We start from the raw sequence: 14,961 nt of genomic DNA, 5'->3' as shown, positions 1-14,961 counted from the left end.
ATGAATATAAAAAATTAATTAAGATTGAATCTTAATATTTAAATAAGGCATAAAATATTTATTAAAAAAGAGAATAATGGGTACAAAGAAAATTACATTAAAAAAAGTAAAAAATAAAATTTCTAACATTATACTGATAAATTTAAGGAGGATATTTAATGTGCTTGGATATCAGATCTCAGAGAATACTGATAAAAGCAAAATATTAGAACTTATTAAGACTGTTAGGCCTTATGAAACAAATTTAGGGCTAGTAAGGTTAGGTGGCATTGAGGACGGAGGATATGTTGTTCCAAATGATTTGATTGGGATAGAGGCTTGTTTTTCTCCTGGCGTTGATAAAGAAAGCGGATTTGAAATAGATTGCTTAAAACGAGGCATGCAGGTCTACATGGCAGACAATAGCGTTGATAAACCAAATATTGACAGTTCAAAATTTAATTATAATTTTATAAAGAAACATATTGGCACAACATCTAATGAAGATTATATAACATTTACCGATTGGGTCAATAGCAGTAATATTGAAACAAATAGAGATTTGCTGTTACAAATGGATATTGAAGGAGCAGAATACCTTACCATACTTTCTGCCGACGAATCTATTATTAAAAGATTTAGAATCATATTGATTGAGTTCCATTTTCTTGAAAGATTATGGAACGATGATTTTTATTCACTGGTAGAACCTGTTTTCAAAAAACTTTTAAAAACCCATACGTGTATACACATTCACCCAAATAATTGTTCAAAAATAGTCAAACATAATAACATACAAATACCACCCGTATTAGAATTTTCTTTTATTAGAAATGATAGATTTACCAATAAAGAGCCTCAGGTTAATTTTCCAAATGAATTAGATAATACTAATTTAAATAACATTCCAGATGTAATTCTGCCTAAAATTTGGTATGCCGACTAATTTATCAAAATTATTAAAAGAGGAATTACAATTATTTTATGACTAATAAGTTCATTTTTAAAATTAGATCATTTTTTTTATCAGGAAGCGAGTTATCGATTAAAGTAAAAAAGAATGTTGTTGGTCTAATATTTATAAAAGGTTATAGTTTGATAATAAGTTTTTTATTAGTACCAATTACGCTGGAAATTTTAGGCAGTTATAAATATGGAATTTGGATCACTATTTTTAATATACTAGCTATGATTCAGATTTTAGATATTGGAATAGGAAATGGGCTAAGAAATATGCTCACCAGTTCTAATGCAACTAATAATATAAACAAAGCAAAAGAATACGTCAGTACAGCCTATATAATGTTAGGTTTTATTTCTTTATTGTTATGTGCTTTATTTATTATTCCATGGAATTATATTGATTGGGCGGGTGTATTTAACACAGACAACTCGCTTAAAAATGAGATTAAAGAATTAATTGGCATAACGTTTGTCTTGACTTTAATGTCATTTTTTTTAAATTTAATTAATATCATTTTAACAAGTTATCATAAACCGGCTTTATCTTCTTTAATTTTTGCTTTTTCAAATACAATTGTACTGGCTCTTTTTTTAATTTTTAAAGTAAGTTTAAAGGAAAATCTTATTGTTATTGGATTGATTTATTCAGCTGTTCCTATCATTGTTTTAGTGGTGGCAAGCATTTTGTTGTTTTCTCGAAATTATTATCTTATTAGACCCTCTTTCAGGTACTTTAAAAGGGAAAGAATTAATGAATTATTATCATTAGGTAGTAAGTTTTTTATTATTCAAATTTCAATATTAATTATTTTTCAAACAGATTCACTCATAATATCCCATTTTTTAGATCCATCAGAAGTAACTCCATATAGTATAGTTTACAAATATTTTTCAATAATTAGTACTGTTGTTACTATTATTTTAACCCCTTTTTGGGCAGCATATAGCCATGCGAATGAAAAAAAAGATTTTCTTTGGATAAAGAATATATTAGTAAAGCAATTTAAAAGTTTTATTCTTGTAATAGTTTTAATTTTCTTAATGTTAATAGTATCTAAACCTGTGATAAGTTTGTGGCTGGGTAATAATTTATCAATTTCTCTGAGCTTAATTATTAGTATGGCAATTTTTACCCTGATTAATGTTTGGAATATTGCTATTGGAACATTTTTAAATGGAATAAATAGGATTAAAGTTCAATTAATATGCAGTGTTATAGGGCTTATTATTAATATACCGTTATCAATTTATCTCATCAAAGAATATGGAGTAACAGGTGTTATAATAGCAACCTCGATGTCATTATTGTTTTTTTCTATTTTTGGAGCAAGAGAAGTATTAAAAGTTTTAAAGGAGCATAATAATTTTTTATTAAATAGATAATGATAAAATTAAAACAAAGCTTTTTTTTATTGGCCATAAATTTAATCAATATAATATCAGAGCTATTTGCTATTGAAACGAATTTTTTTATCTTTATAAGATCATTATTACTAAAAGCCACAGGAATTAATATACAAGGTAAATGTTTCATAGATAAGGGTTTTAGATTTCTTTACCCACGAAATATTACTATAGGTACAAATGTAAGTCTAGGACATTATAATAAAATATGGGCTTTTAACAAGGTTTACATAGGTGATTATGTACAATCTGCCATAGGTCTTATAATTATTTCAGGAAGTCATAACAGTAGCGATTTTAGTCCAATAACTGAAAATCAAGACATAATTTTAGAAGGTGAAAATTGGATTGGGGCAAACGTAACTATTATTGGAGGTGTAACTATAGGAAAAGGCACTATTATTGGTGCTGGCTCTATTGTTGTTAAAGATTTACCTCCTTACAGTATATGTGCAGGAAACCCTTGTAGAGTCATACGTAAAAGAGAACCTTCAACCCTTGTTGTTTCTCCTTTTGGAAAATATAAACCTGAGTTTTTTAAATAATGAAGGATTTATTAAGAGACATAAAAAACCTAACAGATGATTTTAGGGGCGCTTATAAAAGAAAAGGTTTATTAAGGGATGATTTACTTAAGGTTAGGGTTTCTTCTCATAGAGGAGCGTATAATGACTTTATTATAGACCAAACCCCAAATAGGTCGGGGATTATTAATAACACAATTTTCTATAATAGTTTATATTCTGATTTTGATTTTGTAATAAATAGGCCCAACAAAGGAATTAATTATAAAAAGGACAAAAGTTTTTTATTGCATATAGAACCACCATCTTACGTAAATAAATTGGGTTTATCTTCTATAAATATATTAAATAAGTTCAATAAGGTATATACTTCAGACCCGTACTTGATAGAAAAAAATGATGAGAGGTACATACCATCGGCACCATACGTACATTGGCATTTAGGTTCCAATAGCCATATCAATAAAGTCAAAGACGAATATATAATTGATTATGATTTTTTATTACATGCTGACTATCCAAAAAAAACGGATAATTTTTCAGTTATCAATTCCAATTTAATGAATATTGGAGGTCATAAAGTTAGAGCAGAATTTTTAGAAAAATTTTGTAAAACAGGTTATGATTTTAATCTGTATGGAGGTCATAAATGGTCTGAATTTAAACAGTATATAGATAATGCACCAAATGGTAAATGGTTTCCCTATTCTAAAAGCAGGTATATACTTGTCATTGAAAATGAGAAAGCACCCTTCTATTGGAGTGAAAAATTTGCAGATGCTATTTTATGTTATGCTACACCCATTTATTATGGTTGTAGCAATATGGCTGATTTTTTCCCGGAAGGCAGCTACTATCCAATTGACATACAAAGGCCGGATGCCATTGAAGAAATAATATCCATAGTGGAAAGTGATTTTCATGAAAAAAATATAGAAAATTTAATAAAAGCTAGAACGTTAATATTCGAAAAGCATAATATGTTTAGCTTTATGAATAGGGTCATAAATGAAAACTTATAATAAACAATGGTGACACTTGTTAATTTTGCAGATAAAAAATTTAGAAGAAATCAAAAATGGAACAGTGCTACGGCAAGATTATTTGGCAAAGTGGATAAAGTAATTGAATATAGTCCTGATGATATTGAAAAAAGTCAATGGGATTTGCACAAAAGTTCTCAAAAATATTCTAAAGGATTTGGGAATTATTTTTGGAAACCTTATTTAGTTAATAAGGCCTTAAGGGAAGTTAAAGATGGAGACTATTTGTTTTCCGCTGACAGTGGATCGATTTTCATTAAAAGCATTATACCACTTATTAAACATTTAGAAAAAAACAAAAAAAACATTCTTTGTTTTAGGCTTCTTTTAATTGAAAAGCAATGGACAAAAAGAGACGCTTTTATTTTAATGGATTGCGATTCTCCTAAGTATACAGATACTCCTCAAATCACTTCTACATTTGTTTTAGTGAAAAAATGCAAGGAATCCATTGAGTTTTTGAATGATTGGGAACAGTATTCGAAAGACATTAGAATTTTAACCGATGATAAAAGTGTTTTGGGCCCTGACTACCCAGAATTTTTGGAGCATAGGCATGATCAATCGATTTTAAGTTTACTTTGTAAAAAAAATAATAATGTCTTAATAGAAGGAGACATGAGTGATTATGGTTGTTTTCCATATAAATATTTATTTGATTCAAGGCATATTTTTGATAAGGACATGTTAAACAATTCTTCAAATTATATTTTTAAGGGTACAGCACTTTCGAATAGAAGAGTGCATCCGTTAATTTATTTTTTAAAACATAGTGTTAGGTCAATTTTATATAAAATAGGTATTAGGATTTAATCGTTACATAATGAATAACCCATTTTTAGTAAGTATAATCACTGTTTGTTATAATAGCGAAAACACAATTAAGGATACCATTGAATCTGTTTTAAACCAAACATATCCTCATATAGAGTATATTGTTATTGATGGAAATTCCAAAGATCAGACATTAAATATTATAAAATCCTATGAAAGAGAATTTAAAGAAAAAAGCATTTTATTTAAATGGATAAGCGAACCAGATAAAGGTATTTATGACGCTATGAATAAAGGCTTGAAGATGGCCTCTGGAGAGTTAATAGGAATTTTAAATAGTGATGATTGGTATGCTATCAATACAGTTTCAGAAATCATTGAAATAGGACATAGGGAAGATTTCTGTGTTATTTCAGGAAAGAAAACGAAAGTAGATGCTAATAAAAATGTAAAACAAACAGTCCAAAATAAAAAAAACATCAAGAAATATATATATAAAACCATGCCTTTAAATCATCCAGCGACATTTGCGCATAAAAATGTTTATAAACAAATAGGTGATTTTAATACCGACTACAGACTGTCCGCGGATTATGATTTGATTTTTAGAGCATTTAATGCCAAAGCTAAATTTATCTTTACTGATGAAGTTCTTGTCTATATGAGAAATACGGGAGCAACTCACCAAATAAAAAATCTGTTTGTCACTGCTCGAGAAGATTTATTAATAAGAAAAAGTAATGATGTAAAGCTGGCTTATTTTTATTATCTTAAAAGAATTACTTTTAACATTTTGGTAATATTTAGAAATATTCTAAGAACCCTTTTTTAGATAGATTCCATGTTAAAGAAACTATTTTTTTTATTTATTTTTTTAGCACCTTTCACTAGTTTTTTTGCTATATCTCCTTGGTTAAGATTGCCTGTTATCATTAACCAATTTCTTTTCTTTGCATTACTATTAAGTATTTTGATTAGTGGTAAAGTATTAAAAAATTGGCTAGTTAAAGAAGACTTGTTTTTAGTTGGATTTTTAATCCTTGTATGGATAAGTTTTTTCCTTGGTTTTAAAGAGCAAAGGAGTTTTAATCATTCATTAGCTTACACAAACAGCATCATTTTTTACTTCTTTCTTTCAAAATATGTTATTCATCTTTTAAATATTCGAACTATAGAAATAACGGCAATTGTATATAAATCTTTTCTGTTTTGTTCATTTATTATTGTTGTAGATTTTATTGGTATTAATTATTTCGATTTTAGTCTTAGAAAAGTTTATGCTCCAGTAGTTGATGGAGCGGTTAGTAATATGAATTACTTTGTTAGAGGAAATATGTTTAGAGTAGGCGGCGTTGCAGAAGAACCAGGACAGATGGCAAATTTTTATAATATTTATTTTGGATTTGCCTTATGCTATTTATATCAAAAAAAGGAGTTTTATAAAATTAAACGGGTTTTAATTTTATTTTTAATTTCTCATTTTGCGTTGTTTTCTAGTGCAGGTATGACATTAGCATTATTAGCATTTTTATTGATTTTCATTTGGAATAGATTAAAGAAATTTTCAATTAAAAGAAGCCAATTAAATTGGATAGCGGGAAGTTTTTTTGTTTTTTTGATTATTGGGATTATTCTTTTTTCAAGTAAAATTGAGAAGAGTATAAGTGAGTTTTCTGAAATTATAGACAAAATAACATTTAATGAGAATCCCAACGAAGTAACTTCAAGCGGAGCAAGGCTATATCAATGGAACAGAGCACTGTATAATTTTTCTAAAAACCCCATTCTTGGAAACGGACCGGGTTATGGCGTAGATGAAGATGCAGAAGGGTATTTAAGTGTTTATTTAACAATTCTATCAGACGTGGGTGTTTTAGCTTTTTTATTTTTTATTTTGTTTCAATTATCACTTCTTTTGAAAGTATTATCCACTAAAGGGGTTTTGCGAGATTTTCTTTTATTCTCTGTTATAACTTCATTTCTCCATTTAGTAATAATAGCTGATTTTTATCAAGCCCCTGTTTGGATTTTATTTATTGTAATTCAACAATATCATAGAGAAATTAAATTAAATATGCTATGAAAATCATACATGTTATAACTGCTTTTGGATTAGGTGGAGCTGAAAAACTATTGCTGGAAATTGTAAACAGGCAGATATTAAAAAATGATGTCCACCTAGTATATTTTAAGGGAACAGATTTATTATTACCCTACTTGGATAATAAAATTTGTGTAAAGAAAATTCCCTTAACCATATCTACAACAAAAGAATTAAGAAAGTATTTTAAGAATATCAAGCCAGACGTTATACATACGCACCTTGGACATGCAGATATAATAGGTATTTGGAGTGCTAGAAATTTAAAGACAAAAATATTTTGCACAATGCATAACATTTATATACAACAAAATGTATATGATAATTTTTATTTTATAGTATATAAATTTTTGTTCAAAATAGCATCTCCTCATACTAAGGTTATTTCCATTTCTAAAAGTGTAGAAAAGCATGTTTTAGAAAGATTAGGCTTACCAAAAAACCGCTCCTTTTTAATTTATAATGCCATACCCCCTAACATCATTAAAGAAAATAATAATCCAGAAAAAAGAAAAAAAGCCAATGATAAAATCACGCTTTTATTTGTAGGAAGGCTAAGTAAACAAAAATCTGTTCATACATTATTAAAAGCTGTAAAGTTATTAAAAGAGCAGGGATATCAAAAATCAATAAGGGTCTTAATAGTTGGCGATGGGGATTTAAGATTTTCTTTAGAGTCATTATCGAAAGAATTAGAAATTGAGGAAATAGTTAATTTTGAAGGACAAACTACTAATGTAGAACCCTATTTTTCTGCGTCAGATATCTTTATTTTACCATCAATTTGGGAAGGATTTGGAATTGTAATTTTAGAAGCTTTCAAATTTAAACTAGCGGTCATAGCTACTGATATTGAAGGGCCTTCAGAACTCATTGAAAATAATGTAAATGGATTACTTATAACACCCAATGATCAAAATGAATTAGCCGAAAAAATCAAATTATTAATAAATAATAAGTTTCTGAGATTGCACTTGGGCGAGAAAGGTTTTGAATCATTTAACAAAAAGTATCATATAAATAATTACATGGAAGATTTAGATGGATTGTATGAAAAAAATTGAATTATCAATTAAAGACTTATTTAAAAGAAATAATAAATTAAGTTTATATCTCACTTATATTTTTATTTCTATCTCTTTTCCATTGACTTATGGGCTTTTAATACCTGTAATACTGGGGCTTTTTACATATCAAATTTATAAGGTTTATATTAATAAACTTAAAACAACAGATTTCTTGGAAAACTGCTGGTTTATTTTAATATTCTCGTTAGTTTTTTTTAGAAGTGTCCACACCATAGTATTATTAATTTTTCTTTTTTTTATCTTCATCAAAAGAAATCAATTAGCTTCCAATAAGACAAATATATCTTTTAAATTTGAGAATTACATTTTAATTTTTTTTACTTTAATTGTAATTGATAATTTTTTTCATGGAAACTTTTTCAAAGGTCTAGACACTTATCTTTATTTACTTCTATACCCTATCTTGTTTATATCCCTCAGAAAAATACATTTTTTAATTTCACTCACCAAAACAATAAAAGTTTTTATAAGCTCTGTTTTTGTTTCTCTTTTTTATCTTACTATACTTAACATTTTTTACGCAGACAATATTATAACTACAAATATTAATTTTTCTGAATTTTTAGACCTTTCCCACGTGTACTATGGAATGTTTTTAGGCTTAGCCGGTTCCCTGTTGGTATACTTAAAAGTAAATGGTGCCTCTTACATATCAAAAAGAATAGATATTTTTTTATTCTTGATTTTGCTGTTATTTATAATTTATATAGGCGCAAGAATATCTTTAATAGCCGTAATATTAGTTACATTATTAGGGATTTACAATCTTGTTCACCTAGAATGGTACAAAAAAGTAATAATATTAATCATTATAGCCATTGGAGTGTTCTCTTTGAGTTTTAAGTTTATTCCTAGAGTCAAGCAAGGTTATGATTCTATTACGGATGTATATAAATTCGTGATAAATAAAAAGGAAGATGATTTAAAAAATTATTCATGGGAAAACATGAATCAAAGGTATTTGGTATTGGATTATACTATTAAAGAATTAAAAAACAATTTAGTATTGGGAATTGGAATAAAGAATGTAAAAGATGTTATTAGTAATAAGATAATTGAAGATGGGCATTTACATTTTGAACCTTTAAACACTCACAATCAGTATCTTCACTTTTTCTTGGGAATGGGTATTTTTGGATTTGTATATTTTATATTTTTACTATTTATTTTCTTAATTAAAGTGCCTCAAGGAATATATTTTTTATTGTTTTTTTTAATAGTTATGCTTACAGAATCTATTTTGGTTAGAGTAAAAGGTATTTCATTGTTTTTTATTTTTTATCTCATATTTTCATATAATAGAAAAGTAGTTTAGACTTTTTATTGTATTATTTCACATTTTGTTTTCTTAAAAGCAATTTCAAAAGGATAAAAGGTAATATAATATTAATATTCCCCTTTGTAAATTTGTTCTAAAATTTTAAAGTTTTTATCTCTGTCAAAGAGCATATTAGCTCTAATCCCAGAATTAACTTCCAATTGTTTTTTTAGCGATTCATTATTGTAAACCGCCTTTATACCTTTTATAAAATCTTCAACAGAATTACATAAAAACCCATTATATCCATGTTCAACAGCATCTTTGTTGCCAATTACATTATTAGCAATGATGGTTTTTTCAAGTACCATGGCTTCAATGATGGTAAAAGGCAAACCTTCCCACAGTGAGGTCTGTAAGTAAACATCAAAATCATTTACCCCCCGTAAAGCATTTTCTCTTTTCATCCAACCAGTGACTGTTATATTTTTAGCAGACAAGGTATCTTTCAATTCACCATCACCAATCCATACAAAATTTATAAATGGCATTAGTAATGCTATTTCATTAAATAAAAAGGGATTTTTTTGTGAACTAATTCGCCCCATAGTTCCTACAGTAAATATTTTCTTATTAGAGTTTTTTTCATCGTGTTTTAATTTATATACGTCATTAATTTTAACGCCATTTCTAACTAAAATGGCTTTGTTTATTTTTTTTGCATATTCATACTCTGTATCACCACAAGCTATAGTAATGCCCCCAAATACTTTAGTTATGGTCTTCTCGATAATTAAGAACATATTCTTTTTAAAATTTGAAATGTCTTCTCTTAAAAAAGAATAGCCATTTGGTGTATAATAAATTTTAGCAGTTGGGCAGGCTTTGGCGGCAATTTTACCAATAACACCTGATTTTGAAGAATGAAGGTGTATAACATCAGGTTTTATTTTTCTAATTTCTTTTGCAAGTAATATTGTGCTTATTAAATCTTTAATGGGAGATATTTCTCTATTCATATTAACTTCTATAAGTCTTATGGATTTGGGAAAATCTATTTCAAATTTATCTATATCTGTATCTTTTCTTTTACCACTATAAATAACAAAAGATTCTATTTCAGAAACCGAATCAAAATATTGACAAATATCCTTGATATAAGTATAAACCCCTGCAGCAAAAGTTTCGGAAATATGAAGCACTTTAATTTTTTTCATAATAACAAAATTAAAACTATTTTTGTGACTGTGTAACAAAATTCATATAATAGATTTTTATTATCCAGATGTTCCCATATCTTAACAAATTTCCCCAAAAAGAATGAATTATAGACAAGGTAGATATTCAAAACTTATTAAACCGGTAATATGGTTTACCGATTTAATTATACTTAATGTGACTATTTTTCTTTTTCCAATAAACTTAAATAATTATTCTTTTTTTGTTACTTATATATCTGTGTCATGGATAATAATTTCATTAAAAAATAATTTTTATGAAATTCACAGGCATACAAGGGTCGTTCAAATAATAGCATTACTTTTTAGGCAAATGATAATTTTCGCAATCATTTTGTATGCTTACATGGGGTTTTTTAAGCAACCAGATGTTGGAAGATTGGCTCTAGCTAAGTATCTGCTATTTGCGGCCATATTGATTTTTTTATTTAAATTTTTAACGTTTTTTTTGCTAAAAAAATTCCGTTCAGTTTTAAGAGGTAATGGGAGAGATGTCATTGTAATTGGTGAAAATGCTAAAACAAGGCAACTCATACAAACTTTTAAAACAAGGTCAGATTTCGGTTATCGTTTTAAGGCAGAATTTTCAGTTAATAGTCCAGAATTTTCATTAGATAAATGTTTTAATTATATTATAGAACACAATATAGATGAAATATATTTTTCAGTTTCTGAGTTAACAAATAAACAAATAAACAGGTTAATTGATTTTGCCGATAATAATTTAAGAACACTTAAATTTATACCAGATAATAAAGATATTTTTTCTAAAAAGCTTAAGTATGAATATTATGATTATACACCCATACTTTCTTTAAGGGAAATCGCATTACATGATCCCATAAATGCTTTTGTTAAAAGAACGTTTGATTTAATATTTTCATCAGTAGTTATCTTGTTTATATTATCATGGTTAACACCACTCATGGCTATTTTAATTAGACTGGAATCTAAAGGTCCAATATTTTTTAAACAAAGAAGACATGGATTAGACGGCCAAGAATTTAATTGTCTTAAATTTAGATCTATGTCAGTAAATCTTAAGACAGATGACTTACATGTAAAGAAAAACGACATGAGGGTTACCAAAGTAGGTAAGTTTATTCGCAAGACCAGTGTAGATGAAATGCCTCAATTTTATAATGTATTTTCAGGAGAGATGTCCATTGTAGGGCCTAGACCCCACATGACATCATTATCTGAAGTATACATGCAAAAGGCAGATAAATATATGCTTAGGCACAATGTAAAACCAGGAATAACGGGTTTAGCTCAGATAAGCGGTTATAGAGGAGAAGTTGAAACTGATGCAGATATAATAAACAGAGTAAAATATGATATATTTTATGTAGAAAACTGGTCTTTATTGTTAGATCTGAACATAGTAATTCAAACAGTAATAAACATGTTTAAAGGAGAAGGCAAAGCATATTAAAAATAAAACAACAAAAATGAAAAAAGTATTGATTACAGGAGCTGCAGGCTTTTTAGGCTCGCATTTAACCGACCGTTTTTTAAAGGAAGGGTATTACGTGATTGGGATGGACAATTTCATCACGGGTGATAAAAAGAACATTCAACATTTGGAGGAGAATCCTAATTTTGAATTTATAGAGCACGACGTCACAAAGTATATTTCCATTGATGGTGATTTGGATTATATTTTACATTTTGCCTCACCAGCAAGTCCTATTGATTATTTAAAAATCCCTATTCAAACCTTAAAAGTGGGTTCTTTAGGAACGCACAATTTATTGGGGTTGGCCAAGGATAAGAAAGCACGGATACTAATCGCATCAACATCAGAAATTTATGGAGATCCTTTAGTGCATCCACAAACCGAGGATTATTACGGTAACGTCAATACCATTGGTCCAAGAGGCGTTTATGATGAATCGAAACGTTTTCAGGAATCCATAACCATGGCTTACCACAGATTTCATGGTGTAGAAACCCGAATAGTCCGAATTTTTAATACTTATGGACCAAGAATGAGGCTTAATGATGGTCGTGTTATACCAGCGTTTATGGGACAAGCCCTAAGAGGTGAAGACTTAACCATTTTTGGAGATGGCTCGCAAACACGTTCCTTCTGCTATGTAGACGATGAGGTTGATGGGATTTATAGATTACTTTTAAGTGATTATGCTTATCCTGTAAACATCGGTAACCCAAATGAAATTACCATCAAGGATTTTGCTGAGGAAATCATTAAGTTAACTGGAACGAAACAAAAAGTCATTTATCAAGATTTACCGGTTAATGACCCCATGCAAAGACAACCAGATATCTCTTTAGCAAAAAAATTATTAGGCTGGGAACCTAAAGTGGATAGAGCAGAAGGTATGAAAATTACATATGAATACTTTAAAAGCCTTACCGAAGAAGAGCTTTACAAAAGCGAACATAAAGATTTTTCTAGTTATACAACCAAATAGGATATAAAAATAACGGCGGATAGTAATTTTCATTATCCGCCGTTATTTTATCTGTTCATTTTGAAAGTTCTAGTCTCAATCATAATGCCCATGTTTAATTCTGAAGCTTATATTTCAGAAGCAATAAACAGTGTTATCAATCAAACTCATATAAATTGGGAATTGTGGCTCATTGATGATGCGTCAACAGATAAAACCCTAGAAATAGTCCAATCGTTTCTAAACGTACATACCAACATATATCTTATAAAAAATGACACCAATCTTGGGGCTGCCATAACTAGAAATAAAGGTATTGAAGCTGCCAAAGGCGATTATATAGCTTTTTTAGACGGAGACGATGTATGGAAACCAGAAAAACTAGAAAAGCAACTAGCTTTTATGGAAGCGAATTATTGTGATGTGTGTTTTAGTAGCTATAATTTAATAAATGAAAAAGGAGAGCTATTAAACAAAACAATAAAAGCATTACCGACACTGACTTATAAAAAACTTTTAAAAAGTAATTATGTTGGAAACTTAACAGGAATTTATAATGCCAAAACATTGGGCAAAATAACCTCGTATAATCTACGTAAACGACAAGACTGGCTACTTTGGCTGACTGCAATTAAAAAGTCCGGGAAACCCGCTAAAAGCATTCAAGAATCATTGGCATATTATAGAGTGAGGGAAGCATCCATGTCTTCAAACAAATTTAATTTGATAAAATACAATTATTGGGTTTACAGAAAGGGATTGGGATTTTCAACAATAAAATCTATGTATTATATGTTTCTGTTTTTATTTGAACATTTTTTTATTAAATCAAAACAAACAGTGATTACAAATAAGATTTAAACTGCTTTAGTTTACCTCGATTACTTCTTTCTAAAGCTTCTTTTCTCTCAAAATGAATCGATAACCCAGGTTCTAAATAGGTTTCAATCGCTTTATTAATGTCTTTAATTTTTTCTCTAGAAAGTTCTTCTCTACTGGTATAGCTTATTTTAAAAGTATCTATTTTAAGTTGTTCAATAATAAATTCTTTGACGTTTCCACCATCTTCAATAACGGTTTTTGTCACATAGTAAAACGTTAATCCTGCTGCTTTATTTCCGCTGGGCAGCACTACAATATCATTGGTTCTACCTATCAATGTTTCAAGAATGGGTTTGTTGGCGGTGCTATTTTTTGAAAGTTTTCCAATATCACCCAAGTCATATCGAATAAACGGATGTGCTTTATTATAAAGCGATGTTATAACAACACGGCCTTCTTCACCGTATGGCAAAACATGGTTGTTTTCATCAAGAATTTCAACAAACAAATCGTCATTATTCACCATCCATTCGCCATTTTTATTCTGAAAGGCAATCAAGCCTAATTCGGCAGCACCATATTCATTGATTATGTGTATGCCAAGATAAGTTTCTAATAACTTTTTATCGTCTTCAAAAAGCATTTCAGAAGTCACGATACATGCTTTTAGTGTTGGGCAAACATTTTTAAGAACTATGTTTTTTAATTGTAAAAACTTGGCAAATTGAACAATGGAACTTGTATAACCATTGATATAATCAAACTTGGTTGATTTGAATTTGACGAGGTTTTTTTCAAATTGGGCATCACTCAAATCAAACACTGAGAATCGATAACGATTGCTTAAAAAATCCTTAAACCGTTCTTTGTAATATCCTTTTGTATTCAAAGGAAACCCATAAAAACGTGCTTGTTTAGAGGTGTTGAAATCTAAATCGAACCAACCATATCTGTCAATAAAACCTGCCCAAGTTAGTGCATGGCAAAACCTGTCTTTAGCAAAAATAAATGGGTCGCCTGATGATCCCGATGTTTTATTGATATAAACATTTTTTTTTGAAAACCCTTCCGAAAGGCGATTCATCAAAGGTTGTTGCAAATCGCGCTTCGTCATTACTGGAATACTATTCCAATCTAGCGTATCGGCATTTTTAGCAAATGTTTTATAAAACGGATTATACTTTAAATGATAAGAAACAATGTCTTGCTTTTTGGTTTCAATATAAGAAGTAAATTCTTTTTCATTTTGAATAGCTTTCAAAGCCGTTTTGGCTTTCTCTATAGGAAAGCCATTAAATTTTAATGAAAGATCAAACAAATTCAAGTGAAAACTAATTTTTGTAAAGTAAA

At 28.7% G+C, this 14,961-nt stretch carries 14 protein-coding genes; 12 read left to right on the top strand and 2 right to left on the bottom strand.

The window, feature by feature from the left end; translation table 11 throughout:
* Positions 1-76: 76 nt before the first annotated feature.
* The 9 genes from CSW08_RS06730 to CSW08_RS06690 are packed head-to-tail and all read left to right on the top strand — an operon-like array spanning position 77 to position 9,191.
* Entirely contained in the window at positions 77-925 is an 849-nt protein-coding gene (locus CSW08_RS06730) for an FkbM family methyltransferase (protein WP_106659145.1), read from the top strand.
* A gap of 38 nt (positions 926-963) precedes the next feature.
* Positions 964-2,325, top strand: a complete 1,362-nt coding sequence (locus CSW08_RS06725) for an MATE family efflux transporter (protein WP_106659144.1) — start codon at positions 964-966, stop codon at positions 2,323-2,325.
* Positions 2,325-2,891 carry an acyltransferase gene (locus tag CSW08_RS06720; protein ID WP_106659143.1) on the top strand — a complete coding sequence of 189 codons (567 nt, stop codon included), beginning with the start codon at positions 2,325-2,327 and terminating at the stop codon, positions 2,889-2,891. Before CSW08_RS06725 ends, CSW08_RS06720 begins: the two co-directional genes overlap by 1 nt.
* Positions 2,891-3,892 (top strand): hypothetical protein, encoded by a 1,002-nt coding sequence (locus CSW08_RS06715; protein ID WP_106659142.1) that lies wholly within the window; start codon positions 2,891-2,893, stop codon positions 3,890-3,892. Before CSW08_RS06720 ends, CSW08_RS06715 begins: the two co-directional genes overlap by 1 nt.
* Positions 3,893-3,898: 6 nt before the next feature.
* Complete coding sequence (locus tag CSW08_RS06710) at positions 3,899-4,726, top strand: hypothetical protein (protein ID WP_106659141.1); 828 nt, start codon at positions 3,899-3,901, stop codon at positions 4,724-4,726.
* A gap of 10 nt (positions 4,727-4,736) precedes the next feature.
* Complete coding sequence (locus CSW08_RS06705; RefSeq protein WP_106659140.1) at positions 4,737-5,519, top strand: glycosyltransferase family 2 protein; 783 nt, start codon at positions 4,737-4,739, stop codon at positions 5,517-5,519.
* Between the two features lie 9 nt (positions 5,520-5,528).
* Positions 5,529-6,770 carry an O-antigen ligase family protein gene (locus CSW08_RS06700; RefSeq protein WP_106659139.1) on the top strand — a complete coding sequence of 414 codons (1,242 nt, stop codon included), beginning with the start codon at positions 5,529-5,531 and terminating at the stop codon, positions 6,768-6,770.
* On the top strand, positions 6,767-7,852 hold the full coding sequence (locus CSW08_RS06695; protein ID WP_106659138.1) for a glycosyltransferase: 1,086 nt from the start codon (positions 6,767-6,769) through the stop codon (positions 7,850-7,852). Before CSW08_RS06700 ends, CSW08_RS06695 begins: the two co-directional genes overlap by 4 nt.
* Positions 7,839-9,191: an O-antigen ligase family protein gene (locus tag CSW08_RS06690; RefSeq protein ID WP_157831434.1), complete on the top strand. Its 1,353-nt coding sequence runs from the start codon at positions 7,839-7,841 to the stop codon at positions 9,189-9,191. The genes CSW08_RS06695 and CSW08_RS06690 overlap by 14 nt, the downstream gene beginning before the upstream one ends.
* Before the next feature lie 71 nt (positions 9,192-9,262).
* Here CSW08_RS06690 and CSW08_RS06685 read toward each other — a convergent pair whose 3' ends face one another.
* Positions 9,263-10,351: a glycosyltransferase gene (locus CSW08_RS06685; protein WP_106659136.1), complete on the bottom strand. Its 1,089-nt coding sequence runs from the start codon at positions 10,349-10,351 to the stop codon at positions 9,263-9,265.
* Between the two features lie 103 nt (positions 10,352-10,454).
* On the opposite strand from CSW08_RS06685, the gene CSW08_RS06680 reads away from it, so the two are divergent.
* The 3 genes from CSW08_RS06680 to CSW08_RS06670 all read left to right on the top strand — a co-directional run bounded on the left by CSW08_RS06680 (position 10,455) and on the right by CSW08_RS06670 (position 13,650).
* The gene (locus CSW08_RS06680) at positions 10,455-11,807 is read left to right on the top strand and encodes an exopolysaccharide biosynthesis polyprenyl glycosylphosphotransferase (protein ID WP_106659135.1); all 1,353 of its coding nucleotides are present in this window, start codon (positions 10,455-10,457) and stop codon (positions 11,805-11,807) included.
* Between the two features lie 16 nt (positions 11,808-11,823).
* Positions 11,824-12,810, top strand: a complete 987-nt coding sequence (locus tag CSW08_RS06675) for a UDP-glucuronic acid decarboxylase family protein (protein ID WP_106659134.1) — start codon at positions 11,824-11,826, stop codon at positions 12,808-12,810.
* An 84-nt stretch (positions 12,811-12,894) separates the two neighbouring features.
* On the top strand, positions 12,895-13,650 hold the full coding sequence (locus CSW08_RS06670; protein WP_203226856.1) for a glycosyltransferase family 2 protein: 756 nt from the start codon (positions 12,895-12,897) through the stop codon (positions 13,648-13,650).
* Here the strand turns inward: CSW08_RS06670 and CSW08_RS06665 are convergent.
* Positions 13,634-14,935, bottom strand: a complete 1,302-nt coding sequence (locus CSW08_RS06665; RefSeq protein ID WP_106659132.1) for a phenylacetate--CoA ligase family protein — start codon at positions 14,933-14,935, stop codon at positions 13,634-13,636. The genes CSW08_RS06670 and CSW08_RS06665 overlap by 17 nt on opposite strands.
* Between the last annotated feature and the right edge of the window lie 26 nt (positions 14,936-14,961).

It is taken from the genome of Confluentibacter flavum, from assembly GCF_002843175.1.
Taxonomy (GTDB): Bacteria; Bacteroidota; Bacteroidia; order Flavobacteriales; family Flavobacteriaceae; genus Confluentibacter; species Confluentibacter flavum.
Note: the sequence above shows the minus strand (reverse complement) of the source record. Positions and strands in the feature narration are given on the sequence as shown.

Coding starts and splice junctions, on each gene's coding strand:
- CSW08_RS06690 (WP_157831434.1), top strand. CDS start 7,839: ATGAAAAAAATTGAATTATCAATTAAAGACTTATTTAAAAGAAATAAT.
- CSW08_RS06685 (WP_106659136.1), bottom strand. CDS start 10,351: ATGAAAAAAATTAAAGTGCTTCATATTTCCGAAACTTTTGCTGCAGGG.
- CSW08_RS06730 (WP_106659145.1), top strand. CDS start 77: ATGGGTACAAAGAAAATTACATTAAAAAAAGTAAAAAATAAAATTTCT.
- CSW08_RS06680 (WP_106659135.1), top strand. CDS start 10,455: ATGAATTATAGACAAGGTAGATATTCAAAACTTATTAAACCGGTAATA.
- CSW08_RS06670 (WP_203226856.1), top strand. CDS start 12,895: ATGCCCATGTTTAATTCTGAAGCTTATATTTCAGAAGCAATAAACAGT.
- CSW08_RS06720 (WP_106659143.1), top strand. CDS start 2,325: ATGATAAAATTAAAACAAAGCTTTTTTTTATTGGCCATAAATTTAATC.
- CSW08_RS06710 (WP_106659141.1), top strand. CDS start 3,899: ATGGTGACACTTGTTAATTTTGCAGATAAAAAATTTAGAAGAAATCAA.
- CSW08_RS06715 (WP_106659142.1), top strand. CDS start 2,891: ATGAAGGATTTATTAAGAGACATAAAAAACCTAACAGATGATTTTAGG.
- CSW08_RS06695 (WP_106659138.1), top strand. CDS start 6,767: ATGAAAATCATACATGTTATAACTGCTTTTGGATTAGGTGGAGCTGAA.
- CSW08_RS06705 (WP_106659140.1), top strand. CDS start 4,737: ATGAATAACCCATTTTTAGTAAGTATAATCACTGTTTGTTATAATAGC.
- CSW08_RS06725 (WP_106659144.1), top strand. CDS start 964: ATGACTAATAAGTTCATTTTTAAAATTAGATCATTTTTTTTATCAGGA.
- CSW08_RS06675 (WP_106659134.1), top strand. CDS start 11,824: ATGAAAAAAGTATTGATTACAGGAGCTGCAGGCTTTTTAGGCTCGCAT.
- CSW08_RS06700 (WP_106659139.1), top strand. CDS start 5,529: ATGTTAAAGAAACTATTTTTTTTATTTATTTTTTTAGCACCTTTCACT.